The sequence below is a fragment of the Pseudomonas sp. FW305-96 genome (genome assembly GCF_058783825.1).
This window is the reverse complement of the sequence record NZ_JBYSYW010000027.1, coordinates 1-21,803: the sequence shown is the minus strand read 5'-3', so window position 1 is coordinate 21,803 and position 21,803 is coordinate 1. Positions and strand designations below refer to the sequence as shown.

Annotated in this window: 21 protein-coding genes; 7 read left to right on the top strand and 14 right to left on the bottom strand. The window is 64.1% G+C overall.

All coding sequences use genetic code 11. The features are described 5' to 3' along the window. Window positions 1–21 precede the first annotated feature (21 nt). Window positions 22–4,575, bottom strand: coding sequence for a coiled-coil domain-containing protein (locus tag AC3WL2_RS18810; protein ID WP_102683679.1), 4,554 nt, complete (start codon window positions 4,573–4,575; stop codon window positions 22–24). Between the two features lie 408 nt (window positions 4,576–4,983). Between AC3WL2_RS18810 and AC3WL2_RS18805 the strand changes: the two genes are divergently transcribed. Together AC3WL2_RS18805 and AC3WL2_RS18800 are read left to right on the top strand one after the other, a co-directional pair. Next, complete coding sequence (locus AC3WL2_RS18805) at window positions 4,984–5,388, top strand: TraR/DksA family transcriptional regulator (RefSeq protein ID WP_023629711.1); 405 nt, start codon at window positions 4,984–4,986, stop codon at window positions 5,386–5,388. Window positions 5,389–5,732: 344 nt separating this feature from the next. Then, complete coding sequence (locus AC3WL2_RS18800; RefSeq protein WP_102683678.1) at window positions 5,733–5,927, top strand: hypothetical protein; 195 nt, start codon at window positions 5,733–5,735, stop codon at window positions 5,925–5,927. A 5-nt stretch (window positions 5,928–5,932) separates the two neighbouring features. On the opposite strand, the gene AC3WL2_RS18795 is transcribed toward AC3WL2_RS18800, so the two are convergent. Beyond that, window positions 5,933–6,118 carry a hypothetical protein gene (locus AC3WL2_RS18795; RefSeq protein WP_102683677.1) on the bottom strand — a complete coding sequence of 62 codons (186 nt, stop codon included), beginning with the start codon at window positions 6,116–6,118 and terminating at the stop codon, window positions 5,933–5,935. 314 nt (window positions 6,119–6,432) lie between these two features. On the opposite strand from AC3WL2_RS18795, the gene AC3WL2_RS18790 reads away from it, so the two are divergent. After that, window positions 6,433–6,903 carry a hypothetical protein gene (locus tag AC3WL2_RS18790; RefSeq protein WP_102683676.1) on the top strand — a complete coding sequence of 157 codons (471 nt, stop codon included), beginning with the start codon at window positions 6,433–6,435 and terminating at the stop codon, window positions 6,901–6,903. After that, the gene (locus AC3WL2_RS18785) at window positions 6,900–7,109 is read left to right on the top strand and encodes a hypothetical protein (protein WP_102683675.1); all 210 of its coding nucleotides are present in this window, start codon (window positions 6,900–6,902) and stop codon (window positions 7,107–7,109) included. The genes AC3WL2_RS18790 and AC3WL2_RS18785 overlap by 4 nt, the downstream gene beginning before the upstream one ends. Window positions 7,110–7,112: 3 nt before the next feature. Here AC3WL2_RS18785 and AC3WL2_RS18780 read toward each other — a convergent pair whose 3' ends face one another. The 7 genes from AC3WL2_RS18780 to AC3WL2_RS18750 form a co-directional block, all read right to left on the bottom strand. Then, window positions 7,113–7,478, bottom strand: coding sequence for a Na+/H+ antiporter subunit G (locus tag AC3WL2_RS18780; RefSeq protein WP_046854842.1), 366 nt, complete (start codon window positions 7,476–7,478; stop codon window positions 7,113–7,115). Then, complete coding sequence (locus tag AC3WL2_RS18775) at window positions 7,475–7,753, bottom strand: K+/H+ antiporter subunit F (RefSeq protein ID WP_102683674.1); 279 nt, start codon at window positions 7,751–7,753, stop codon at window positions 7,475–7,477. Before AC3WL2_RS18775 ends, AC3WL2_RS18780 begins: the two co-directional genes overlap by 4 nt. Next, window positions 7,750–8,238: a Na+/H+ antiporter subunit E gene (locus AC3WL2_RS18770; protein ID WP_102683673.1), complete on the bottom strand. Its 489-nt coding sequence runs from the start codon at window positions 8,236–8,238 to the stop codon at window positions 7,750–7,752. Before AC3WL2_RS18770 ends, AC3WL2_RS18775 begins: the two co-directional genes overlap by 4 nt. Continuing rightward, on the bottom strand, window positions 8,235–9,914 hold the full coding sequence (locus tag AC3WL2_RS18765; protein ID WP_102683672.1) for a monovalent cation/H+ antiporter subunit D: 1,680 nt from the start codon (window positions 9,912–9,914) through the stop codon (window positions 8,235–8,237). The genes AC3WL2_RS18770 and AC3WL2_RS18765 overlap by 4 nt, the downstream gene beginning before the upstream one ends. Beyond that, window positions 9,911–10,255: a Na+/H+ antiporter subunit C gene (locus tag AC3WL2_RS18760; RefSeq protein WP_023632557.1), complete on the bottom strand. Its 345-nt coding sequence runs from the start codon at window positions 10,253–10,255 to the stop codon at window positions 9,911–9,913. The genes AC3WL2_RS18765 and AC3WL2_RS18760 overlap by 4 nt, the downstream gene beginning before the upstream one ends. Beyond that, entirely contained in the window at window positions 10,255–13,161 is a 2,907-nt protein-coding gene (locus tag AC3WL2_RS18755; protein ID WP_102683671.1) for a monovalent cation/H+ antiporter subunit A, read from the bottom strand. Before AC3WL2_RS18755 ends, AC3WL2_RS18760 begins: the two co-directional genes overlap by 1 nt. Window positions 13,162–13,350: 189 nt before the next feature. Continuing rightward, window positions 13,351–14,295, bottom strand: coding sequence for a DMT family transporter (locus AC3WL2_RS18750; RefSeq protein WP_046854847.1), 945 nt, complete (start codon window positions 14,293–14,295; stop codon window positions 13,351–13,353). A gap of 84 nt (window positions 14,296–14,379) precedes the next feature. On the opposite strand from AC3WL2_RS18750, the gene AC3WL2_RS18745 reads away from it, so the two are divergent. Further along, window positions 14,380–14,943, top strand: a complete 564-nt coding sequence (locus tag AC3WL2_RS18745; RefSeq protein WP_102683670.1) for a helix-turn-helix domain-containing protein — start codon at window positions 14,380–14,382, stop codon at window positions 14,941–14,943. Between the two features lie 3 nt (window positions 14,944–14,946). Here the strand turns inward: AC3WL2_RS18745 and soxR are convergent, their stop codons facing one another. After that, window positions 14,947–15,402 carry a redox-sensitive transcriptional activator SoxR gene (soxR, locus tag AC3WL2_RS18740; protein ID WP_046854849.1) on the bottom strand — a complete coding sequence of 152 codons (456 nt, stop codon included), beginning with the start codon at window positions 15,400–15,402 and terminating at the stop codon, window positions 14,947–14,949. 87 nt (window positions 15,403–15,489) lie between these two features. Here soxR and AC3WL2_RS18735 point away from each other — a divergent pair, with 87 nt between their 5' ends. Then, window positions 15,490–15,870: an antibiotic biosynthesis monooxygenase gene (locus tag AC3WL2_RS18735; RefSeq protein WP_023631465.1), complete on the top strand. Its 381-nt coding sequence runs from the start codon at window positions 15,490–15,492 to the stop codon at window positions 15,868–15,870. On the opposite strand, the gene AC3WL2_RS18730 is transcribed toward AC3WL2_RS18735, so the two are convergent. After that, entirely contained in the window at window positions 15,849–16,619 is a 771-nt protein-coding gene (locus AC3WL2_RS18730; protein ID WP_102683669.1) for an alpha/beta hydrolase family protein, read from the bottom strand. The genes AC3WL2_RS18735 and AC3WL2_RS18730 overlap by 22 nt on opposite strands. Beyond that, window positions 16,603–17,715: a DUF3182 family protein gene (locus AC3WL2_RS18725; RefSeq protein WP_371918146.1), complete on the bottom strand. Its 1,113-nt coding sequence runs from the start codon at window positions 17,713–17,715 to the stop codon at window positions 16,603–16,605. Before AC3WL2_RS18725 ends, AC3WL2_RS18730 begins: the two co-directional genes overlap by 17 nt. Window positions 17,716–17,910: 195 nt before the next feature. On the opposite strand from AC3WL2_RS18725, the gene AC3WL2_RS18720 reads away from it, so the two are divergent. After that, entirely contained in the window at window positions 17,911–19,713 is a 1,803-nt protein-coding gene (locus AC3WL2_RS18720) for an aminopeptidase P family protein (RefSeq protein ID WP_102683668.1), read from the top strand. Between the two features lie 40 nt (window positions 19,714–19,753). On the opposite strand, the gene AC3WL2_RS18715 is transcribed toward AC3WL2_RS18720, so the two are convergent. Continuing rightward, window positions 19,754–20,035 (bottom strand): hypothetical protein, encoded by a 282-nt coding sequence (locus AC3WL2_RS18715; protein ID WP_046854853.1) that lies wholly within the window; start codon window positions 20,033–20,035, stop codon window positions 19,754–19,756. A 186-nt stretch (window positions 20,036–20,221) separates the two neighbouring features. Then, a complete protein-coding gene (gene rhtA, locus AC3WL2_RS18710) occupies window positions 20,222–21,109 on the bottom strand; it encodes a threonine/homoserine exporter RhtA (RefSeq protein ID WP_046854854.1) in 888 nt (295 codons plus the stop codon). Window positions 21,110–21,803 lie beyond the last annotated feature (694 nt).

Genomic DNA, 21,803 nt, shown 5'->3' with positions numbered 1-21,803 from the left:
GCATTCGCCGCGCCCGTCGGATCAGAGGTTGAAGAAGTACCGTGTAGCGGCTGAAACGGTGATCGGGGCGCGGTACACCTCCACCGCTCTGCCGCTTCCGTCGGCGTAGCGATGCCCCGGCATGTGGCGTTGCGCGGCGAGTTTGAGGTGCCCTGCGGTGAAGTCGGCTTTTGCAGTGTTCATCGCCGGATAATGAAAGTGCGCATACCACAACACCTGCCCGTCATGGCTGATACCGTATTCGTCGAGGAAGTCCGCTGGCCTGCCCTTGACGCTGGCCAGGCGGGTACGGCTGCCGACCCTGCTGATCTGCACATGCTTACCCTCGACCAGGAACATCACTTCACCCATGCGCGGTTTCTGCGCCATGGCGGCCGCCACGCGCAGCTGCGTTGCCTGCCCTTGCAGCTCGTCGGCCAGCCCGCGCAGGGCACGCGCCACCCGCTCGGCATCCTTGTCGCCCAGCGCCTCATCGGTCTCGTTGTCCTCGGTCAGGCGGGCTTCGATGGCATTGGCATGGGTTTGCAAGCGTTCCTGCTGGTGGCGCACGCTCTCCTCTAGTTCAACCGGCAGGTAGCGGCTCGAAACCGCTTGCAGCCTTGCCACCTCATCGCGGGCCGATTTCATCAGCCTGTCGCTGCCGTTGAGCAGGCGTTTGAGGCTTTGCCCGGCGCGCTGGGTGGCTGCCTGGGCAGGTTGGAGCTCGACCCATTCGCCCTGTTTGAGGTGGTAGGTGCGGGTGATGGTCTTGTTGTCCGGGCCTGGAATGTCAACGGTGTTTGCGTCATCCGCTCGGGGCTCGGCCAGCAACAGGCCGTGTTCAGTGGTGTCGATCAGCCCCGGTACTTTCTTGCGCAGTTGTTGCAGCGTGCTGATCGACGGGTAGTCAGGCAGTTCGGCGAGCTCCTGCTTGATGCGTGAGAGGATCCAGTCAACCTGTTCTTGCAGTTGGCGCATCGTCCGTTGCCCGGCCTCCCCGCTGATCTGCTCGGCGAAGTGCCCCAGTTGACGGGCCGCGCCCTGGAACTGTTCGAGGATGCTGCGCAACAATCGGACTGCGACTTCCTCGTCGGCGTCAACCAACCTGAACAGTTTGGCGCGCTGGGCGATGCCCAGCTCGACGTTGCTCCAGAAACGGTCTCGCCAGAAGGGCGCGTCGCCGCTGAGCCCGTGTACCAGCGTCATGCGGTTGACCAGCGCTTCGAGCCGCAGGAAGCGCAAGATCAGGTCGCGCTCTGCCGTGGCGGGCATGGTCGCAGCGAGCTTGCTCCATTGCAGTATCTCGGGTTGCTGCGGGCTCGCCAGCTTGTTCAGGGTGTCCTGGTTCTGGCGCAGGCGGGTGTTGTTGTCGATCATCTGCTCGATCAGCGGTGCCAACCTGTCCAAGCGACTGGCAGCGATTCTCGCGTCGCTGGCAGAGAGGTCCATGCCCTGCTGCTGTTGCCTGGCAAGCTGCAGCAGTTGCTCGCGCGCCGGCTGGTAGCGCATGTGCAGGATCTTGCGCTGCAAGCGCTGACAGAAACTGTCCTGATAGATCGCGAAGGCGTGGACCTTCTTGAAATCCTTGAGCGGCTCCAAACCATTGCGGGTTTTCAGTCGCTCAATGTGCGTGGTCCAAAAGTCGGAAAGCGCCTGCAACTTCTCTTGGCAGGTCTGCAAGGTGGTGTCGTCCTGGGTCGCGGCGGCGATTTTCTCGACGGTGGTCTGCTGCTTGATCTTCTCGGAGATGGTGTCCTTGTCCGCCTTTATCTGCTCATTGACTGTACGCAGGGCACTTTCCTTGTCCAGTTGCATCCTGCGTATCCGCCCTGCCAATGGCATGCCCCCCTTGAGTGCCAGGCGCAGGTCCAGTTGCCAGCGACCCACCTCGTCGCGGCGTAACCACGGGCCATGCTCATGGTCTGGGCCGACGATACGCATCTGGTTGCGGGGCATGCCGAGCTCGACTTCGTACACTTTGCCGCCCAGTTGCGTGTAGAGCTTGCTGTCGTGCAGGTACAGGCCGCGCAGCGCGCCGCTGGGGACCGGAGTGCCGAGCGAGCTGGCGGCGACGGCGGCTTGCAACGCACTCAGCGAATCGCGCTGGGCGTTGGTCAGCGTTTGCGTGGGGCGCGTCCAAGCGAAATCGAGGCGGCTGTCGGCAGGCTGCCTGACCTTCGGTGGCTCGGGCACGAAGGATTCGGGTTCAGTGAGGTGGGCGGCGATAGCAGAGAACGGCGCCGTTTCACCTTGCTCCTGGCGCAGCCGGACCAACGAATGAGCGAACAGCAGCATGGAGATGTTGACCAGCAGGTTGACGATGGAGAGGCGATACCTGCTGGGCTCGCGTTCGGCATCCGCGTCCACGTACTCGGCCAGCGCCACCTCCATCTGCGCCAGCCACGCCACTTTGCCCAGCGTGCCACCGGCGAGCGGCAGCAGGGTGTTGAACAGCAGCCATCCCAATTCCTTCCAGCGCGTCCAGCGGGTTTGCGCGGTGGTTGCTGCATGTTCTTCGAAGTGCTGCAGTGATTCGTTCACGCAAGCCAGGTAGAGCGCCGCACCAGGGTCGGCGACGGGGGCTTCCCTCGCCAGCTCCACCGGCGCCGGTGTGCCCCATGGCAGCGCACTGGTGTCTTCGAGTATCACGAACAGATGAGGCTCGAGAAAGCCGCCATGGGCGTAGAACCGTCGGTTCTCGGGCGCCAGGCGTTGCAGCAGGTCATCCTGCAGCTTGCCGGGGCTGCTGATGGCGACGAACAGCGCCAGCCGATCGCTGAACTGCAGCAGGGTGTCCTCATGCAGCGGACGGTACAGCAGGCAGGTCTCGGCACCGGCGGACAGTGGCTCGATCAGCCAGGTGTTGCAGGGGTGATCCACCGATGCCCCAGGCGACTTGATGAAGCCCAGCGGGCGCATGATCCAGCGTCGGGCTTCGTCATCTTCGGCCGTCCAGAACACTTGGGCGATACGGCTGGCAGCTTGCTGGTCCGGCAGTTTGCCGCGCAGATAAAGCTCCTGTGCCAACGCGGGCAGCTGGCTGCGCAATTGAGTGGTGAGCAGGCGCTGACGAGCCACGCGCCCGTTCGGATCGTCCAGCAGCTTGCGGCGCAGCATGGCAGGGTAGCTTGCACCGATGTCCAGCTCGCTGATCACGCTGCGCAGGTAGCTCTCGGTCATCCATTCGGGCAAGGGGCTCGGGTCAGTCGAACGCAGTTCGACCCGGCCCGGTCGGAGCAGGCCGAGGTTGCCGATTGCCAGCTGGGCCAGTGTGTACTCGACCGGCGTCACCTCGCCTGTGGTAAAGACCCCGCCTTGGGCAGGCGCGGCGACGCCGGTGGTCTGGTAGTTGAAAACCCTGACATGCTTGGGGTCGACACTGTCATCGGGGTGATCAGCCGCGAAGCGTGCAGCCAGTTGCCGGTTGGCAAAGTCTTGCGCGTTGTCGACGCCATCGAGCCAGAACTGGCCTTGGTTATCCTGACAGCCTTGGGCGACATCGAGGAGCAGCGTGCTGAAGTGCATCAGCGAGCGGCTCTGGGCATTGCGCAGCCAGTCTGGCAGATGCTGCAACAAACTCTGGCGTTGAGTGGCCTCGACTTCGCTGCACAGGGCGATCATGGAGGTCAGTCGGTCCAGGTCCAGGTTCATGTTGAGGGCATCGAGCCTGGTTCGATACTGCCCCGCGCGGTGCGTGATGACTCGCAACTGCTGATCGAGCACGCCCAGTGCCTGGGTTTCGAAGTGCCCTTGGCTCGATAGGCTGATGCTGACCTGGCGTGGGGCGTGGTGAGGCGCTGCGGGCCAGTAGCGGCCAATCGCCTCGAGCATGTCCTGACGGGACTTGAAACTGTACAGCTTGCCGGCCAGCGTGAAGAGCAAGGTCAGATCGCGTGTGGCATCACCATCGGCGTGTTCGATGAGCAAGGCGCTGGCAAGGTCGGTATCGAGCTTGCCATCGGCAGAGAAATCCACGCCGAGATGGGAAACCTTCAGACCTGCCGTGTTACTCCACCTGTCCAGCCCTTGCGCGAATGGCTGGTCATGCACCAAGGTGGCGACTGCCAGGGCGAAATCGGGAAGGCTCCCCGCGCTACGGTGAGCGTCGACAGCGGTTTGCAACTGAGCACGCAGGAACGCTGCATACCATTGCCAGGGTGTCTGCCCGCTGTTATCGAAGGCGCTCCAGTAGGCAGTCAGCGATTGTTCATAGGCCTCGAGCAGAAACGGCCCGGCCTCGTCGATCAGCAACTCGACCCGATGCAGGTCGATGTCCACCTGCCAGGCCGGATCCCCATCCACTTGGGTGGTGACGAAGTTCTCGCCATCGCTCAGGTTCAGGGTCTTGCGCGCGCAGTAGCGCTCTACGAGCACGTGCGACAAGGGGCGCACCCAGGTGTCACCGGTGCGTGGATGGCGGCTTGCCAGATACAGCGCGAGCGGGTCATGCGGGTTGTCTGGCAAGTGCCGCAGCCATTGCTGGCGCAGGATCTGGTCAGCGGCGTCGAGCAGTACCGGGCGATCACTGAAGCGTCGAGCGACCTTGCAATCCAGGTTGCTGGAGCGGGCTATACGGTGGTGCAGGTTGTCGGTCATGGTCCTGGCCTGGTGTTTGAAAGAGGACCATCAGGCGATTTTTCGCGCTTGCCTGGGCATTAGCCGACTACTACCCGGTCCGCGGATAGCTGCGCAGAACCAGCGGTGGTAGCTGCGTTCCAAGGTGTAGGACGGTGGGCGGGGCTGACAGCACCATGTTTGTTGCGGCATATTGCACTGAGACGCCCGGCAGACGCGCAAACCCGGCAAACCACGACGCCAATTAGCGGATTCCTGGCCATTTCGGTCAAATCCCCCGTCATTTCTGTTGCCCACTGCCGCGCGGCACCTTAGACTTCCGCCCCCTGTAAAAGAGTGCCGATTGGCGCTTGAAGAATTCCGCCACCGACGTGCCATCGTCGGTGGCACCCGAATCGCCCATATGCACATTTTTTCATAGAGAAATCGATGACCAAGGAACAGTTGCTGGCCATGTCGGCCGATGACTACATGAACGCCGAGCAGCTCGCGTATTTCACCGCGCTGCTGCAGGCGATGAAAGTCGAAACTCACGAGCGCATCGAACTCAGCCGCACCGCCATCGAAAGCCTGGATACCCCGTCGGATCCCGCTGACGTGGCGTCGGTCGAGGAAGAACGCACCTGGTTGGTCAATGCCATCGACCGCGACCAGCGTCTGCTGCCGCAACTGGAGATGGCGCTGGACCGCATCACCGACGAAAGCTTCGGCTGGTGCGACGACAGCGGCGAGCCGATCGGCCTGAAGCGCCTGCTGATCAGCCCGACCACCAAGTACTGCATCGAAGCCCAGGAGCGTCACGAACAGCTCGACCGCCACCAGCGGCAGATCTGATCCAACGCCTTGTGCAAGGCCCCGCGGAGCGATCCCTGGGGCCTTCGTGTTTTCTTGCCTTGCATCAAGCATGGCTGTCGCCATCGAGGCGCCACGTGCCGGCGAGCACGGACGTGGCTTCGCGGTGGCCGATGAGCTGGGTACCGGGGCGAACAAACCGGTGTGCAGCTTGCACAGATTACGGGATTGGCAGCCCGTGTCGAAGGCCAGGTCCGCGCAATTGGCTTGAGCGGATTTGTTGCCGGAATTGCAATACAGCTGTACCTGGCGGCGCTTTTTCCCAGGCAGGGCAGGCCGTATCATGCGCGCATCGTTAGGTTGCTAATTAAATTCCGGAGGGAATGATGAATAGCCAAGTCGATGTCGCCGTCATGATCGGGACTGGCGTGCCGCGCTCAATGCAGGCCCTGGGCAACCGTGTGTGTTGGGTGGTACTGGTCGATGGCGAGCGTCGCGGCACAGCATTCGCCAGCCGCGCCGAAGCCTTGGAATGCCGGGATGCCTGGCTGGCCCTGCTGGACAGCTGCAACGCGGCCTGAGGCGTTCAGCGCTCGAATTGTCGGGCCAGTGCGCAAGCCTGCTCGTGGCACTGGCGAAAACCCCTGACCCGGCCCGTATCGCGTTCGGCGATGTGGTAGAAGGCGACACCGGCGGGAATGACGATATAGCGCGGCATATCATGGCCGGAAATGTTACATGCCTCTCGACGGGTTTCAGTGTTTTCGTGCATATTCGCTCTCCTGTAATGCGCGACTGAAGGCCAGCATTCCTTTCTGGCGAAAGAACTGGTGCTGCTTGTCGCATCCTTTCCGGCATTTGTGCTGTCGGACATTACGTTTCCCTTTGCGGAATCGAGCCGAAGCTTACTTCGCATCGCTGGGCGGTGGCTGGGTGAACTGCTTCCTGGTTGCCCTTGCACCGTTGTGCGTGGACGCTTTGTCGCTTGTTTCCACGGTCCTGCGGACCTTGACTAAAAAGTGCCTGTCACCTGACGCAACTTGTGTCCGTGGCGTGGCCGTTGCAATCGATGTGAGGAGCCCTTCATTGGCAGTCAGTACACTGGATACCCATGCGTTGTTCGCCCTGGGCGACTTGCGCGCACAGCTGGTCAAGCTGTTCCACGGGCGTTTCATCTATGTCACCGAGCAGAATCCGGAAGGCCTGTACATGGCCGAAATCGACACCGAAGAAGCCATGGTGGTCGACGACAAGCAGCGCCTCGAATTGAAGGTGGGTGACCACTTCCGCGCCGCGGTCTTGCCCAGCCGCGAAGGCGGCAAACTGGAATTGCGCTTTCGCGAGATCAAGCTGAACGTCTATGGCCAGGGCGACTACGCCTTCGTCTCGGTGCCGGAAGGCGACGGTATCGTATTCCGCGACGGGCATGGCGTGATGCTGGTGTTCGCTGCCCAGCAACAGGTGCAGGAAGGCCTGGGCAAACTGCTCAAGGCGGTGACCGGCAAGGTCGCCAAATGGCGCAAGGGCGAGTTGACCACCTTCAAGGCCAGCGAATGATCGACGAGCCCACCGCGGGCTCGCGGGCCGACTTTCACCGCCTGCACCAGGCCCGTGCGGTGGAGGAGGCCGAGCGCCTGCTTGCGCGCCGAGAGGCGCTGCACGGCGGCTGGCTGGCCTGGGTCGCCGGCGAGCTCTATCGGATGAGCCCGCCGCCTTTTGCCGCCATGGTACGCCGCGAGTTGCAGCGTCTGAGCCAGGCATGAGCCTCAGTTGCCGCGATCGCGCCCGCTGCTGACTTCCTCAGGTACGTTTTCACCCGAGGTGCGTTTGCGAAACAGCGCGGCCCTGGCCAACAGCAGCGTGGTCACCGGCACGGTGATCGACAGCAGGATCGGGATCAGCCACGCATGCAGCACCGGGCTCTGCTTGAGCACCGAGAAGTACAGGATCGAGGCCGCCGCCACGCACCACGCACCGATGGTCGAAGCCAGCGCGGGCGGGTGCATGCGCTGGAAGAAGTCTTTCAGACGAACCAGCCCGATGGCACCGATCAGCGCGAACAGGCTGCCCAGCAGCAGCAGCGTGGATACCAGCAGTTCCAGCCAGAACGGCAGTTCGATAGCTTCGTTCATTCGATCACCTCGCCACGCAGCAGGAATTTGGCCAGGGCGAACGAGCCGACGAAGCCGAACAGGGCGATCAGCAGCGCGCCCTCGAAGTAGGTGTCACTGGCGTAGCGAATACCCAGCACCAGCATCATCAGCATGCCCAGGATGTACAGGTAGTCCAGTGCCAGCACCCGGTCCTGGGCGGACGGCCCGCGGAACACCCGAATCAGCGCCAGGCCCATGGCGATGGCGAAGATGAACAGGCTGGTGAGGATGGCATAGGCGAGCAGGCCGCTCATTCGAAGATCTCCCTCAGCGGGCGTTCATAGGTGTGCTTGAAGTGTTCGATGAAGGCCGTTTCGTCTTCAAGGTCGAACACGTGCAGCAGCAGTACGCTGCGATCCAGCGCCAGTTCCGACCAGACGGTGCCGGGCACCACCGTAGTGATCATCGACAATGCTGCCAGGCCATGGGCATCGCGCAGATCCAGCGGGATGTGCACGAACGCCGAGCGCGGTGGGGTACTGCCCGCGCGCAGGACGCCACGGGCCACCAGCAGGTTGGAATGGATCACGTCGAGGCCTACCCGGCCAATCAGCTTGGCGATTGCCCAGGGGCGGCGCACGTGGGCGTGTTGCGGGCGCAGCGGGGCCATCAGGATCGGCGCGAGGACGCCCAGCACGGCACCCAGCAGCAGGTTACCTGGGCTGACAGAGAGGTTGAGCAGCAGCCACAGTACGAACAGTGCGACGGACAGCAGCGGCGCAGGGAACAGTCGGCTCATGGCTGCGCCTCCGCGCTGAGGGTGGTCGGGCCGGGCAGTGGCCGGGTGGCCATCACCGCCTTGACGTAGGCCTCCGGCGTGCTCAGGCTCGCGGCGGTGTCCTGGGTGTAGCGCAGCAGCGGCTCAGCTTTGAGACTGAGGAAGATGCACAGGCCCAGGAGAATGACGATAGGCACGCATTCATAGCGACGCAGCACCGGCGAGGGGCGTTCCTCGGGCTTCCAGAAGCGCTGGATGCCCACCCGGCCGAAGGCGATCAGCGAGGCCATGCCGGACAGCACCAACAGGGTGACCAGGGTCCAGCCCGCGACGCCCAGCAGCTGCTCCGGGCTGACGCCCATGCCTTGCGGGTTGAACAGCGCGCTGATCAGGTTGAGCTTGCCGATGAAGCCCGACAGGGGAGGCATGCCGATGATCAGCAGGGCGCAGGCGATGAAGGCAAGGCCCAGGAAGGCCATGGTCCAGGGAATGATCTGGCCGATCACCACCTGCTGCTCGTCGTCCAGGTTGATGCCCTTGGGCGGGTGCAGGGACTCCAGAGGCGAGGGCATTGCGCCTTCTTCATCCTCCAGCGGCGCCTCGTTGGCCGAGCGCGAACGCTCCACCAGCTCGGCCAGCAGGAACAGTGCGCACAGGGCCAGGGTGGAGCTCGCCAGGTAGAATAGCGCGGCGCCGGTCAGGATCGGCTGGCCGAAACCGACGGCGGCCAGCAGTGTGCCGGCGGACACCAGGATGCTCAGCGCTGCCAGGCGCTCCAGGCGCTGCGCGGCGAGGATCGACACGGCCGCCACGGCAAGGGTCGCCAGGCCGCCATACACCAGCCAGTCCCCGCCGAAGAACGCCGAGGCGCCGGCCTGGCCGGAGAACAGCAGCGTCCACAGGCGCAGGATGGCGTACAACCCGACCTTGGTCATGATCGCGAACAGCGCGGCTACCGGCGCACTGGCCGACGAATACGCCGGTACCAGCCAGAAGTTCAACGGCCAGACCCCGGCCTTGGCCAGGAAGGCGACCGCCAGGATCGCCGCGCCGGCATGCAGCAGGCCGCGATCGGCTTCCGGCACCAGCGGCACCTTCAATGCCAGGTCGGCCATGTTCAGGGTGCCGGTCACGCCGTAGAGCATGGCCGCGCCCACCAGGAACAGCGACGAGGCGAACAGGTTGATGGCGATGTAGTGCAGCCCGGCCTTGACCCGTGCCCGCCCCGAGCCATGCAGCAGCAGGCCGTACGAGGCCGCCAGCAGCACCTCGAAGAACACGAACAGGTTGAACAGGTCGGCCGTGAGAAAGGCGCCGTACAGACCCATCAGCTGGATCTGGAACAGCGCGTGGAAGCTGGCACCGGCACCGTCCCAGCGGGCCCGGGCGAACAGCAGGGCGCTCAGGCCGATTATACCTGTCAGCGTCAGCAGCAGCGCCGACAGGTGGTCGAGCACCAGGGCGATGCCGAACGGCGCCGGCCAGTTACCTGGCAGGTAGACGCCGATGGATTCGGCCTGGCCTTGGGTGCGCACCCACATCAGCAGGGTCACGGCGATGCCCAGGCCGAGGGCGGTGGACAACAGGTTCAGGCGCGCCTTCAGCCAGCGGTGCTTCTCACCAATCAGCAGCATCAGCGCCGCGGTGAGCAGCGGCAGCAGGATCGGCGCAATGATCAGTTGGTTCATCCCGCTCATTCGTCACGCTCCCGGCCATCGACGTGGTCGGTGCCGGTCAGGCCGCGCGAAGCCAGCAGCACCACCAGGAACAACGCGGTCATGGCGAAGCTGATGACAATGGCCGTCAGCACCAGCGCCTGGGGTAGCGGGTCGGTGTAGTGCAGCAAATCGTGGGGCACGCCGTCCTTGATGATAGGCTCCTTGCCGATGAACAGGCTGCCCATGCTGAAGATGAACAGGTTGACGCCGTAGGACAGCAGGCACAGGCCCATGATCACCTGGTAGGTACGCGGGCGCAGGATCAGCCAGACCCCCGAGGCGGCGAGGACACCGATGGCGACTGCTATGACTTCTTCCATCAGGCGGCTCCTGCTTGGCTGGACTTGGCGGGGCGGTAGGCACGCACCGACTGGTGGGCCAGCGCGGTGAGGATCAGCAGGGTCGAGCCGACCACTACGGTGTACACGCCGATGTCGAAGAACAGCGCGCTGGCCACATGCACGTCACCCAGCAGCGGCAGGTGCAGGTGGGCGGTGTGGGTGGTGAGGAACGGGTAGCCGAGCAGCATCGCGCCGGCGCCGGTAAGGGTGGCGCAGAGCAGGCCGGTGCCCATCCAGCGCAGCGGGCGCAGGCTCATCTGCGCCTCGACCCACTGGGTACCGGCGACCATGTACTGCAGGATGAATGCCACCGACATCACCAGGCCCGCGACGAAACCGCCGCCGGGCTGATTGTGGCCACGCATGAACAGGTACATTGACACCAGCAGGGCGATCGGCAGCAGCAGGCGTACCAGGGCGGCCGGCACCATCATGAAGCCTAACGCGGTGTCGGTGGCGTGGCGCGGGTTGACCAGGTCGGTGACCACGTCCGGTGCCAGCTGCCGCTGCTGAGCCGGCAACTGCATGCTCTCCTTGGGCGGGCGGAAACGGCGCAGCAGGGCGAACACGGTCAGCGCCACTGCCACCAGCACGGTGACTTCACCGAGGGTATCGAAGCCACGGAAGTCCACTAGCATCACATTGACCACGTTGGTGCCCCCGCCCTCCGGCAGCGCGCGGCTGAGGAAGAACGAGGAAATGTCGTTGGGCGTGGGGCGGGTGAGCATGGCGTAGGACAGCAGGGCCATGCCGCCGCCGACCAGCACCGCCAGCAGCAGGTCGCGCAAGCGACGCAGACGGGCGCGGTCCTGGCTGCCGGGCAGCGGCGAGACGCCTTCGATACGCCGTGGCAGCCAGCGCAGGCCGAGAAGGATCAGCACGGTGGTCACCACTTCGACTGCCAGCTGGGTCAGGGCCAGGTCGGGCGCGGAGAACCAGACGAAGGTGATGCAGGTCATCAAGCCGCAGACGCCGACCATGATCAGCGCCGCGAGACGGTGGTACTTGGCCTGGTAGGCGGCGCCGATGGCGCAGGCAATGGCGATCAGCCACAGCGCGACGAACACCCCGGAGCCGGGGATCTTCGGCCGCTCGCCCCAGCTCAGGCCGCTGTACAGCAGTGGCGTCAAGCCGGCGATGAAGGCCGCCAGCACCAGCATGAACAACTGCGTCTGCAGGCGGCGGGTGGTCAACAGGCGCTCGAGATGCCGTGCCAGCAGCATCAAGCGGACCAGGCCATGCTCGAACAGGCGCTTGCCATTGAAGCGCTCGATCAGCGGCGGGTGGGGGAAGCGACCGCGCTGCAGCTGCTTGCGCAGCAGCAGATAGAGGATGATGCCGCCGCTCATGGCGATCAGGCTCATGATCAACGGCGCGTTCCAGCCATGCCAGATGGCCAGGCTGTACTCCGGCAGGGTGCCGCCCACCACCGGCAGGGCGGCGGCGGCCAGCAGCGGGCCGACCGATTGGGCCGGGAAGATACCGACCACCAGGCACGTGAGCACCAGTAGTTCGACCGGTGCGCGCATCCAGCGGGGAGGCTCGTGGGGCGTGTGTGGCAGATCGTCGGCCGCGGGCCCGAAGAACACGTCGACGGTAAAGCGCAGCGCATAGGCCACGCTGAAGGTTCCGGCGAGGGTGGCGATCACTGGCAGGGCGGCCTCGACCCAGGCGGTCGAGGTGATGAACACGGTCTCGGCGAAGAACATCTCCTTGGACAGGAAGCCGTTCATCAGCGGCACCCCGGCCATCGAGGCGCTGGCGACCATGGCCAGGGTGGCGGTGAACGGTATCAGGCGGAACAGCCCGCTGAGGCGGCGGATGTCGCGGGTGCCGCTTTCGTGGTCGATGATCCCCGCGGCCATGAACAGCGAGGCCTTGAAGGTGGCGTGGTTGAGAATATGGAACACCGCGGCGACGGCGGCCAGCGGACTGTTCAGGCCCAGCAGCAGGGTGATCAGGCCCAGGTGGCTGATGGTCGAGTAGGCCAGCAGGCCCTTGAGGTCGTTCTGGAACATCGCGGCGAAGGCGCCGAGCAGCAGGGTGGCGGCACCGGCGCCGCCGACGATCCAGAACCACTCCTCGCTGCCCGACAACACCGGCCACAGGCGGGCGAGCAGAAACACCCCGGCCTTGACCATGGTCGCCGAGTGCAGGTAAGCCGATACGGGAGTGGGCGCCGCCATGGCATGGGGCAGCCAGAACTGGAAGGGGAATTGCGCGCTCTTGGTCAGGGCGCCGATCAGGATCAGGGGCAGCAGCACCGGGTACAGCGCATGCTGGCGGATGATGTCGCCGGCAGCCAGGACCTTGTCCAGGTCATAGCTGCCGACCACATGGCCGAGCAGCAGGGCCCCGACCAGCAGGCACAAGCCGCCGGCCCCTGTCACCATCAACGCCATGTAGGCGCCGCGGCGGGCGTCGGCGCGGTGGTGCCAGTAGCCGATCAGCAGGAACGAGAACAAGCTGGTCAGTTCCCAGAAGAACACCAGCTGGAGCAGGTTGCCGGAAATCACCAGGCCGAGCATGGCGCCCATGAATGCCAGGAAGAAGGCGAAGAAGCGCGGCACCGGGTCCTGCGGCGACATGTAGTAGCGCGCGTACAACGCCACCAGGCTGCCGATGCCCAGCACCAGCAGGCTGAACAGCCAGGCAAAACCGTCCATGCGCAGGACCAGGTTCAGGCCCAGGCTGGGCAGCCACAGGAATTCCTCGCGAATCACCCCGCCATCGGCCACCTGTGGGTACAGCAACGCCACCTGGACGGTACCGACCAAGGCCACGAGCCCGGCGAGAATGGACTCGGCGTTGCGTGCGTTGTGCGGCAGGACAGCCGCCAGGCAACTGCCCACGAAGGGCAGAAGCAATAGCACAATCAATGACATAGCGTTCTGTTCTGAGAAGTTTGCCAAGGATCATACGTGCCGGGGGGATGATCACCAACACGCAAGCAGTTGCAGGATCGTACAAATGTGCTGTGACAAGCTGTTTTTTTATAACAGTTTTTTACAAAGCATAGCGGGTGAGCGCGTAGCCGTGGGGCTGCTTTGCAGCCCCGAGGATGTGCAGGAGGACTACAATCCCGTCTCGCGCTGACGCGCGTCATCGTCCGGCAACGCCTCTGCCTCATCCTGGCGACGGATCTTCAGCTCGCTTACCACCACCGCCAGCACGATCAGCACCCCGCCGATCAACGCCACGCCAGGCAAACGCTCGCCGGCAATCCGCCCGACAATACCTGCCCACACTGGCTCGCCGGCATAGATCAGCGTGGCGCGGGTCGGCGAGACCGACTTCTGCGCCCAGTTCATCGCCACCTGGATTACCGCGCTCATGGCGCCCAGGCCCACCGCGCTGGCCAGCAGCAGCCAGGAGAAGTCGGGGAGCTGCTCCTGGGTCGGCACGATCATCAGGAACGACAGCGCCGAGGCGGTGGCCAACTGCACCACGGTGACCCGACGCACATCCACCTTGCCCGCGTAGCGGCTGATCAGGATGATCTCGCCGGCGATTGCCACGGCGCTGACCAGCGTCACCAGCTCGCCTTCGCTGAAGTGCAGCGCGCCGCCCTCGGGGCCAGCCAGCAGCATCAGCCCGGCGAAGGCCAGGCCGATGCCCAGGCTCGGCATCAGGCCCGGACGGCGGCCCAGCACCAGCCATTGCAGCAAGGGCACGAAGGGCACATAGAGCGCGGTGATGAATGCCGACTGGCTGCTGCTGATGGTCTGCAGGCCCATGGTCTGCAAGCCGTAGCCGAGCATGATCGACACGCCGATCAGCACCCCGGCCTTGAGTTCGGTGGCGGTCAGCCCCGCCAGCGAGCGGGCCGACACCAGGCCGACGAACAGCGCGGCGGCAGCGAAGCGCAGGCCGACGAAGAACATCGGGCCACTGACGGTCATGACGTTGTGCACGATAAGGAAGGTGCCGCCCCAGAGCATGGTGATGAACACCAGCACCAGTTCGGCCTTGCTCAGGCGGAAGGTGACGGCGGGCTTGCTGGGGGAGGCCTGGCTCATGGTCTTGCGCACTCGGAAGGGGCGGCGCACAATTCGCCGCAAAGTGGGCAGTATACTGCGCACCCCCTACCAGTGAGCAATATAGTGCACAAAGATTCCGAGCACCGGGCTTCGGTGCTGCAGCATGTCAGCCAGAATGTTCGCCGCCTGCGCGGTGACGCCGGCCTGAGCCAGGCCGCCCTGGCCGAACGCTCCGGGGTCAGCCGGCGCATGCTGGTGGCCATCGAGGCCGGCGAGAAGAATGTCAGCCTCACCACCCTGGACCTGATCGCCGAAGCGCTCGGGGTAGCGTTCAGCACCCTGATACAGGCGCCCGATCGCCGCGACCCCAGCCGTATCGACGAGCTGGCCTGGGCCGGTGTGCACCCTGCCAGCCGCGCCGTGCTGCTGGGCAGTAGCCCGGCCCGGCGCGAGGTCGAGCTGTGGGAATGGACCCTCGCCCCTGGCGAGTGCTACGCCAGCGAGGCAGATGCCGCCGGCTGGAGCGAGCAGATCTATGTGACCGAAGGCCGCCTGACGCTGGTCATCGAAGGCGGCGAGCGACAGTTGGGCAAGGGCGAGTTCTTCGTCTTCCCCAGCGATTGCCGCTACGCCTATCGCAATGATGGCGAGGAGGCGGTGCGTTTCGTGCGCAATGTGGTGATCTGAGGCTCAATCCTGGCTGGGTGGGTGAGGGCCTGGCCCTTCATCGGCCAGCCGGTCGTGGTGGTTGCGCAGCGGGCACTCTTTCAGCGACATGCAGCCACAGCCGATGCAGCCATCGAGCTGGTCGCGCAACATCACCAACTCGTCGATACGCCGGCTCAGGTCGTCGCGCCAGCGCGCCGAGAGGCGCTGCCAGTCGTCGGCGGTGGGCGTGTGGTCACAGGGCAGGGTATCCAGGGCGCCGGCGATGTCGGCTAGGGGAATGCCCAGGCGCTGGGCCATCTTGATTACCGCCACCCGGCGTAGCACGGCCCGCGGGTAACGCCGTTGGTTGCCGGCGTTGCGGGTGCTGTGGATCAGGCCCTTGGTCTCGTAGAAGTGCAGGGCGGTCACGGCCACGCCGCTACGGGCGGCCAGCTGGCCGACGCTGAGCAGGCGTTCTTGGGAGGATGGGGGCTTCATCGGCAACAAAATCCTTGACCTTGAGTTAGCTAGAGGTTTTACCCTCCACGGCCATCTGCTGCAAGAGCCCAAACGAGGAGAAGCAACATGGCGGCCAATACCCATTCCCTGTGGTTCACCCAGATGATCGAGTACGACGTCCCACCGCTGCGCCAGGATGCCCTGGCCGAGGCGCTGGTGGTGCGCAGCGAACACCTGGCGCAACGCTGCGACGGCTTGCTGAGCGTCAGCATCCAGGTCAGTGACGACGGTCGCCGGGTGCTTCAACTCCTGCGCTGGCAATCACGCCAGGCATGGGCGGCGGCCGCGGGAAGCTTCATCGAGGAACCGTTCCTCGACCTGCTGGGCGAACACCAGGCGCGCGGGGTGAACTTCGCTGCCTACCAGACCTTGCGCAGCCTGGTGCGCGGCACCGATGGTGGCCTGCACTGCCAGCTGGGCAGTACTCAGGCGTACCAGGGCGCGTAGTGAGGGTAGCGGTCGAGGCGGGCACCGATGACCATCTCGCTGATCCAGGCCGTGAGAATCGCGCTGTAGGCCTTCTGGCTTTCTTCGCTGGACAGGGCATGGTCGGCGCCGTCGACCAGGCGATGGGTCATCGAGTGGGCGCTGACGAACGCCGAGCGGTAGCTCATCAGCGTGCTGTGGGGGACGTAGTCATCCTGTTCGGACTCCACCAGCAGCACATCGCCGGCAAACTCGGCGCAGGCTGCCAGGGCGCGGTTGTCGGCCGGGCCGAGGGGACGCAGGCGGTAGGCGTTCAGGCGCTGGCGATCCAGGGCCTGCTTGGGCGCGTCCCATTCATCGTCCCAGTACAGGGCCGGTACCCTCAACGCCAGCCACTTCACGGGGCGGTGCGGGGTGAGCAGAGTGGCCAGGTAACCGCCGTAGCTGCTGCCGATCACGGCAATGGCGCCGGGATCGACTGACGGGTGACTCGCCAGCCGGTCGTAGGCGGCGAGCAGGTCGGCCAGGTTCTGTTCACGGGTGACGGTCAGGCGCTGGCTCTCGGTCTTTTCGTGGCCGCGCAGGTCGAAGGTCATGCACACGCAGCCCAACCCGGTGATCTGCCGGGCGCGGGCCAGGTCGCGCTGCTGGCTGCCGCCCCAGCCATGGACGAAAAGAATCCCTGGCATGCGGCTGCCGGGGCTGACCAGGGTGCCGGCGATGCTTTCCCCTTCGACGTGCAGTTCCACGGTTTCACTCTCGATGGTCATGGTCGCGTATCCGTGCATATTTGCTGAGTTGTCCGAGTTCACTGTCGTGCCCCTGATAGAACAGTGTGGCGTCGGCGGGCAGTCGCGCCCGGCCGAACACCTCGTGGGTCGATGCGCATAGCCGCTGCAGCGCCGGATCCTCGGCGAAGGCCGTCAATGCCAGGACCTCGGCCGGACTGGCGCCACCGAGGCGCCAGGATTGTTCGAGCACGCCACTGCGCAGATGGCCGTGGCTGTCGCGACCGCGGGCGATGTCATAGTTACGGCGTGAAGCGATAAATCCGGGGAAGTAACGTTCGGCGGCCTGTTCGTAGGCCATGGCCTGAGTGATGGCCAGGCGCAGGTGATCCGCAAGCGGTAATTGCAGCAATTTCTGGTAGTCGCCACGCACGAGGACCAGATCGGAGCCACCGTACACCTCGGTGCCAGCGTGGTCGCGGGTCAGGTGCTGGATGCCGTGGTAGCTGAGGGTCAGCCCTGCCACACGGACCTGGCCGACGCTGAAGGTCTCGACGTCGTCGAGGTCTTCTTCCAGGACCAGGCCCCACAGTGCCAACGCCTGTTCGTCCATGCCCTCCAGCAACGGCTCCAGGGCCTGGGCGTCAGTGATGACCTGCTGGCCCCGACCGGCGCAGGCCAGCACCGGCTTGATGCGTACCGGCCCCTCGCGCAGCAGCAGCTCGACCGCCCGGCGGGCGTCGCCTTTGCAAAACACCGTATAGCCACGGAGCAGGGCATCGCAGGCTTGTTGTGCAAACGCATCGGTCCAGCCGGGCGGGAAGCTGGCGTCGGCAGGCACTGGGTGGGAGATGGCCTTGGTAGCGAGGTGCGGATGACTGACGGCCCCGCCAAAAAGGTCGTTCTCGTCCTGGATGCCGAGCATCGCCTGGCGCGCCGGATCGACCAGGGTTTCGCTCGGCACGTAGTAACAGCATGCTTCGGCGTCGGGTAGAGGCGTTGGCTCGACGCGCTCGATGCCCAACAGGCGTGCCAGGTACTCGGCGATCCTCAGTTGGGTCGCCCGCTCGTGTTCGGGTGTGTGCTCGCGCGTATCGAGCAGTACGACAGCGCTTTTCGGTTCGCGGGAGTGGGGCATGGCCAGCCTCGCGTTCGCAGGGGGTGTAAGGGGTGTGAAGGCGCGCAGGCTGTTTAGTTCAGGAGGAAGGATCGACGGTCGGCATGGCACTTGGGGCAATGCATGCCTTGTTACGGTCGTGGTGATTGCGGGCGCCCGCCAGCTGTTTCATTATCGACGGCCTGGACCCGTCGACACCTATCCGCAGGAGTGCGCATGAACAGTCAGTCCCCGCTTCACGAATCCGTACCGGCGCGCCTTGCCCGCGTGCGCGAGGCCATGGCCCGGGAGGGCGTTGCTGCCCTGCTGGTGCCCTCGGCCGACCCGCATCTGTCCGAGTACCTGCCTGGCTATTGGCAGGGGCGGCAATGGTTGTCCGGTTTCGAGGGGTCGGTGGGCACGCTGGTGGTCACGGCGGATTTCGCTGGGCTCTGGGCTGACAGTCGCTATTGGGAGCAGGCGAACAAGGAGCTGGCCGGCAGTGGCATCGAACTGATGAAGCTGCGGCCCGGGCAGCCAGGCGCGTTGGAGTGGTTGGGTGCGCAGGTCGACGGTACCGTGGCGGTGGATGGTGCGGTCATGGCAGTGGCCGCTGCGCGCCAGTTAAGCGAACGTCTGCAGGTGCGGGGCGCAAAGCTGCGTACGGACATCGATCTGCTGACCGAAGTCTGGAGCGACCGGCCATCGCTGCCGGGCAATCCGGTCTACCAGCACCTGCCGCCCCATGCGACCGTCAATCGTGCGCAAAAGCTTGCCGAGCTGCGGGGCACCCTGCAGGAAAAAGGCGCCGACTGGCATTTTATTGCCACGCTCGACGATATCGCCTGGCTGTTCAATCTGCGTGGCAGCGACGTTTCCTACAACCCCGTGTTCGTCTCTTTCGCGTTGGTCAGCCAGGACAAGGCGTATCTGTTCGTCGGGCGCGACAAGGTTGATGGGCACCTGCGCCAGGTATTGGCGGCCGATGGTATCGAGGTTCGTGACTACGTAGCGGTCGGCGACGCGCTGGCGGCGATTCCGGCCACGGCCAGCCTGCTGGTGGATCCCGCACGGGTCACCCGTGGGCTGCTGGATAACCTGCATGAGCAGGTGCGGCTGGTCGAGGGCATCAACCCGACGACCTTGAGCAAGTCGCGCAAGGGTGAAGGGGATCTCGCCCATATCCGTCAGGCCATGGAGCAGGACGGTGCGGCACTGTGCGAGTTCTTCGCCTGGCTTGAGACGAATCTGGGGACCCAACGCATTACCGAGCTGACCATCGACGATCAGCTCAGCGCGGCCCGTGCCCGCCGTCCGGGTTTCGTGTCGCTGAGTTTTTCCACCATCGCGGCCTATAACGGCAATGGCGCCATGCCGCACTACCGCGCCACCGAGCAGTCACATGCCGTGATCGAGGGCAATGGCTTGCTGTTGATCGATTCGGGTGGCCAGTACCTGGGCGGGACAACCGATATCACGCGGATGGTGCCGATTGGTGAGCCCAGCCGCGAACAGAAGGCGGATTGCTCGCGGGTGCTCAAGGGCATGATCGCGCTGTCCAGGGCCAGGTTCCCGCGTGGGATCCTCTCGCCGCTGCTCGATGCCATCGCCCGCGCGCCGATCTGGGCTGACCAGGTCGATTACGGGCATGGCACCGGCCACGGTGTCGGCTACTTCATGAACGTGCACGAAGGCCCGCAGGTGATCGCCTACCAGGCGGCCGCCACGCCGCAGACAGCCATGCAGCCGGGGATGATCAGTTCCATCGAGCCGGGGACCTATCGACCGGGTCAGTGGGGGGTGCGTATCGAAAACCTTGTGGTTAATCGCGAGGTCGGCACCAGCGAGTTTGGCGAGTTCCTGGCGTTCGAGACCTTGACCCTGTGCCCGATCGACACGCGCTGCCTGTTGGTCGAGGCGCTGGGCAGCGAGGATATCGCCTGGTTGAATGGCTATCACCAGACAGTGCGGGAGCGGCTTGCCCCTTTGCTGGAAGGTGAAGCGCTGGCGTGGCTGGAGCGGCGGACCGCACCTCTCTGAAAGTGAAAAGGGCAGCCATTGGCTGCCCTTCATGCATCTGTTACTTGCAAATCACGATCATGCTGCGGCTGGTGTAGCCGGCAGGGTTTATGCCGAATACGTAATCGCCAGGCTCTTCGTCGGTGTCACCGGAGCGGGCGATGACCTTGTAACCCTTGCTGCTACAGGAGCTGGCGGCCTTGCTGTAGCACTTCTCCCACGACGAGGAGAGTCCCGAGCAATTGATATGCAGGCCTTTCTTCCCTCGTTTCACCTCGGTATTGGCTGTCGCGGCACATCCAGCGATGGCCAGGATGCCCAGGATGAGCAAAATACGTTTCATTCCTGTCCTTATACGGCCCGACTACATTAACGGACCTGACGTTTGCGCTTTGCCTCTTCCTTGATGGTCTCTGGCGTCCATGTGCCGCTCAGTAGATAGCGTCAAGATTATGATCTGGTGACAGCTTAATCAGCCACGCCGGGTGGTACAAGGCTGCAGGATGCCTAAATGAAAATATTTCTCAAATCAATCGGCAGCCACGGGTGGCGCCGCTTCCCGTTTCATGGAAAGGGTAGCGCCCACCGAGGCGGTGATGATGGCGAGAATGGCCAGCCACTGCCAGAGTGTGAGCTGCTCGCCCAGGAACAGCAGCCCGGACAATGCGCCAAAGGCCGGTTCGATGCTCATCAGTGTGCCGAAGGTGCGTGCGGGCATGCGGGTCAGGGCGACCATTTCCAGGCTGTAGGGTAGCGCGGTGGACAAGATCGCCACGCCCAGGGCCACCGGCAGCAGGGCAGGGGTGAGCAATGCGGCGCCGGCATGGGCGATACCGATGGGGGCGACGAACAGCGCGGCGATCACTACGCCGAGGGCGGCGGTCTGGATGCCGTTCTCGGCACCGGCTTTCTGCCCGTAGAGGATATACAGCGCCCAGCACACACCGGCGCCCAGGGCGTAGGCGGCGCCGATCGGGTCGAGGCTGGCGCCCGTCTGGCCTACGGGGATCAGCAGCAACAGCCCGGCGACTGCCAGGGCGATCCACAGGAAATCCAGCGCTCGTCGCGAGGCCCACAGCGCCACCGCGAGCGGCCCGGTGAATTCGAGCGCCACAGCGATACCAAGAGGCACGCTGCGCAGGGACATATAGAAGAGGAAGTTCATGCCGCCCAGGGCCATGCCGTAGATGATCACGCTGCGCAGGGTGCTGGCGTCCAGGCGCGCGCGCCAGGGCCTCAATATAAGCAGCATGATGATGCTGGCGAAGATGAGGCGCAGCGCTGTGGTGCCTTGGGCGCCAACAACTGGGAACATGCTCTTGGCCAGCGAGGCTCCGGACTGGATGGAAGCCATGGCGATCAGCAGCAGGCCGATGGGGAACAGCGTGGTGGCCAGGCTGCGTTGGGGGGAATTCATGTTGGGTTCCGTTGTTGTAAGCGCAAGGGTGCGCAATATAGTGCGCAGCGGGATGTGTATTGGCAAGGTCGAGTGTTGTTTCGGTGAGCGCGGCTTAGATTATGGAACGCATGGCAGCTGTCATGCGCTCCCGCGTCATATTCCTGAAATAAAAGGTTGACGGGGTTTCAGATCCCCTTATAATACGCCCCACTTCCAGCGACATCGGAACGAAAAACTCCTTGAATATCAAAGAGTTGATCGATCAAGAGGGTTGCGGAGGTGCTTCGGTCGTCAGATCGGCAGCGGTGAAAAAGGCAGTTGACAGCAGGTTGTAACGCTGTATGATTCGCCTCCCGCTACGAGAGATCGCAGCGAGTCAAGTGTTTGAAGTTGAACGGGTTTCTCGCAAAATACTTCAAAATAAACGCTTGACACGAAATGAGGAAAGCGTAGAATGCGCGCCTCGGTTGAGACGAAAAGCTCTTGGCCAACCGCTCTTTAACAAATTGAATCAAGCAATTCGTGTGGGTGCTTGTGAGTATGGACTGATAGTCGCCAAGATTATCAGCATCACAAGTGGCCATGCGAGAAATCACATAGTCATTTGAGATTGCTGAGCCAAGTTTAGGGTTTCTTAAAAACCCAAGCAGTATTGAACTGAAGAGTTTGATCATGGCTCAGATTGAACGCTGGCGGCAGGCCTAACACATGC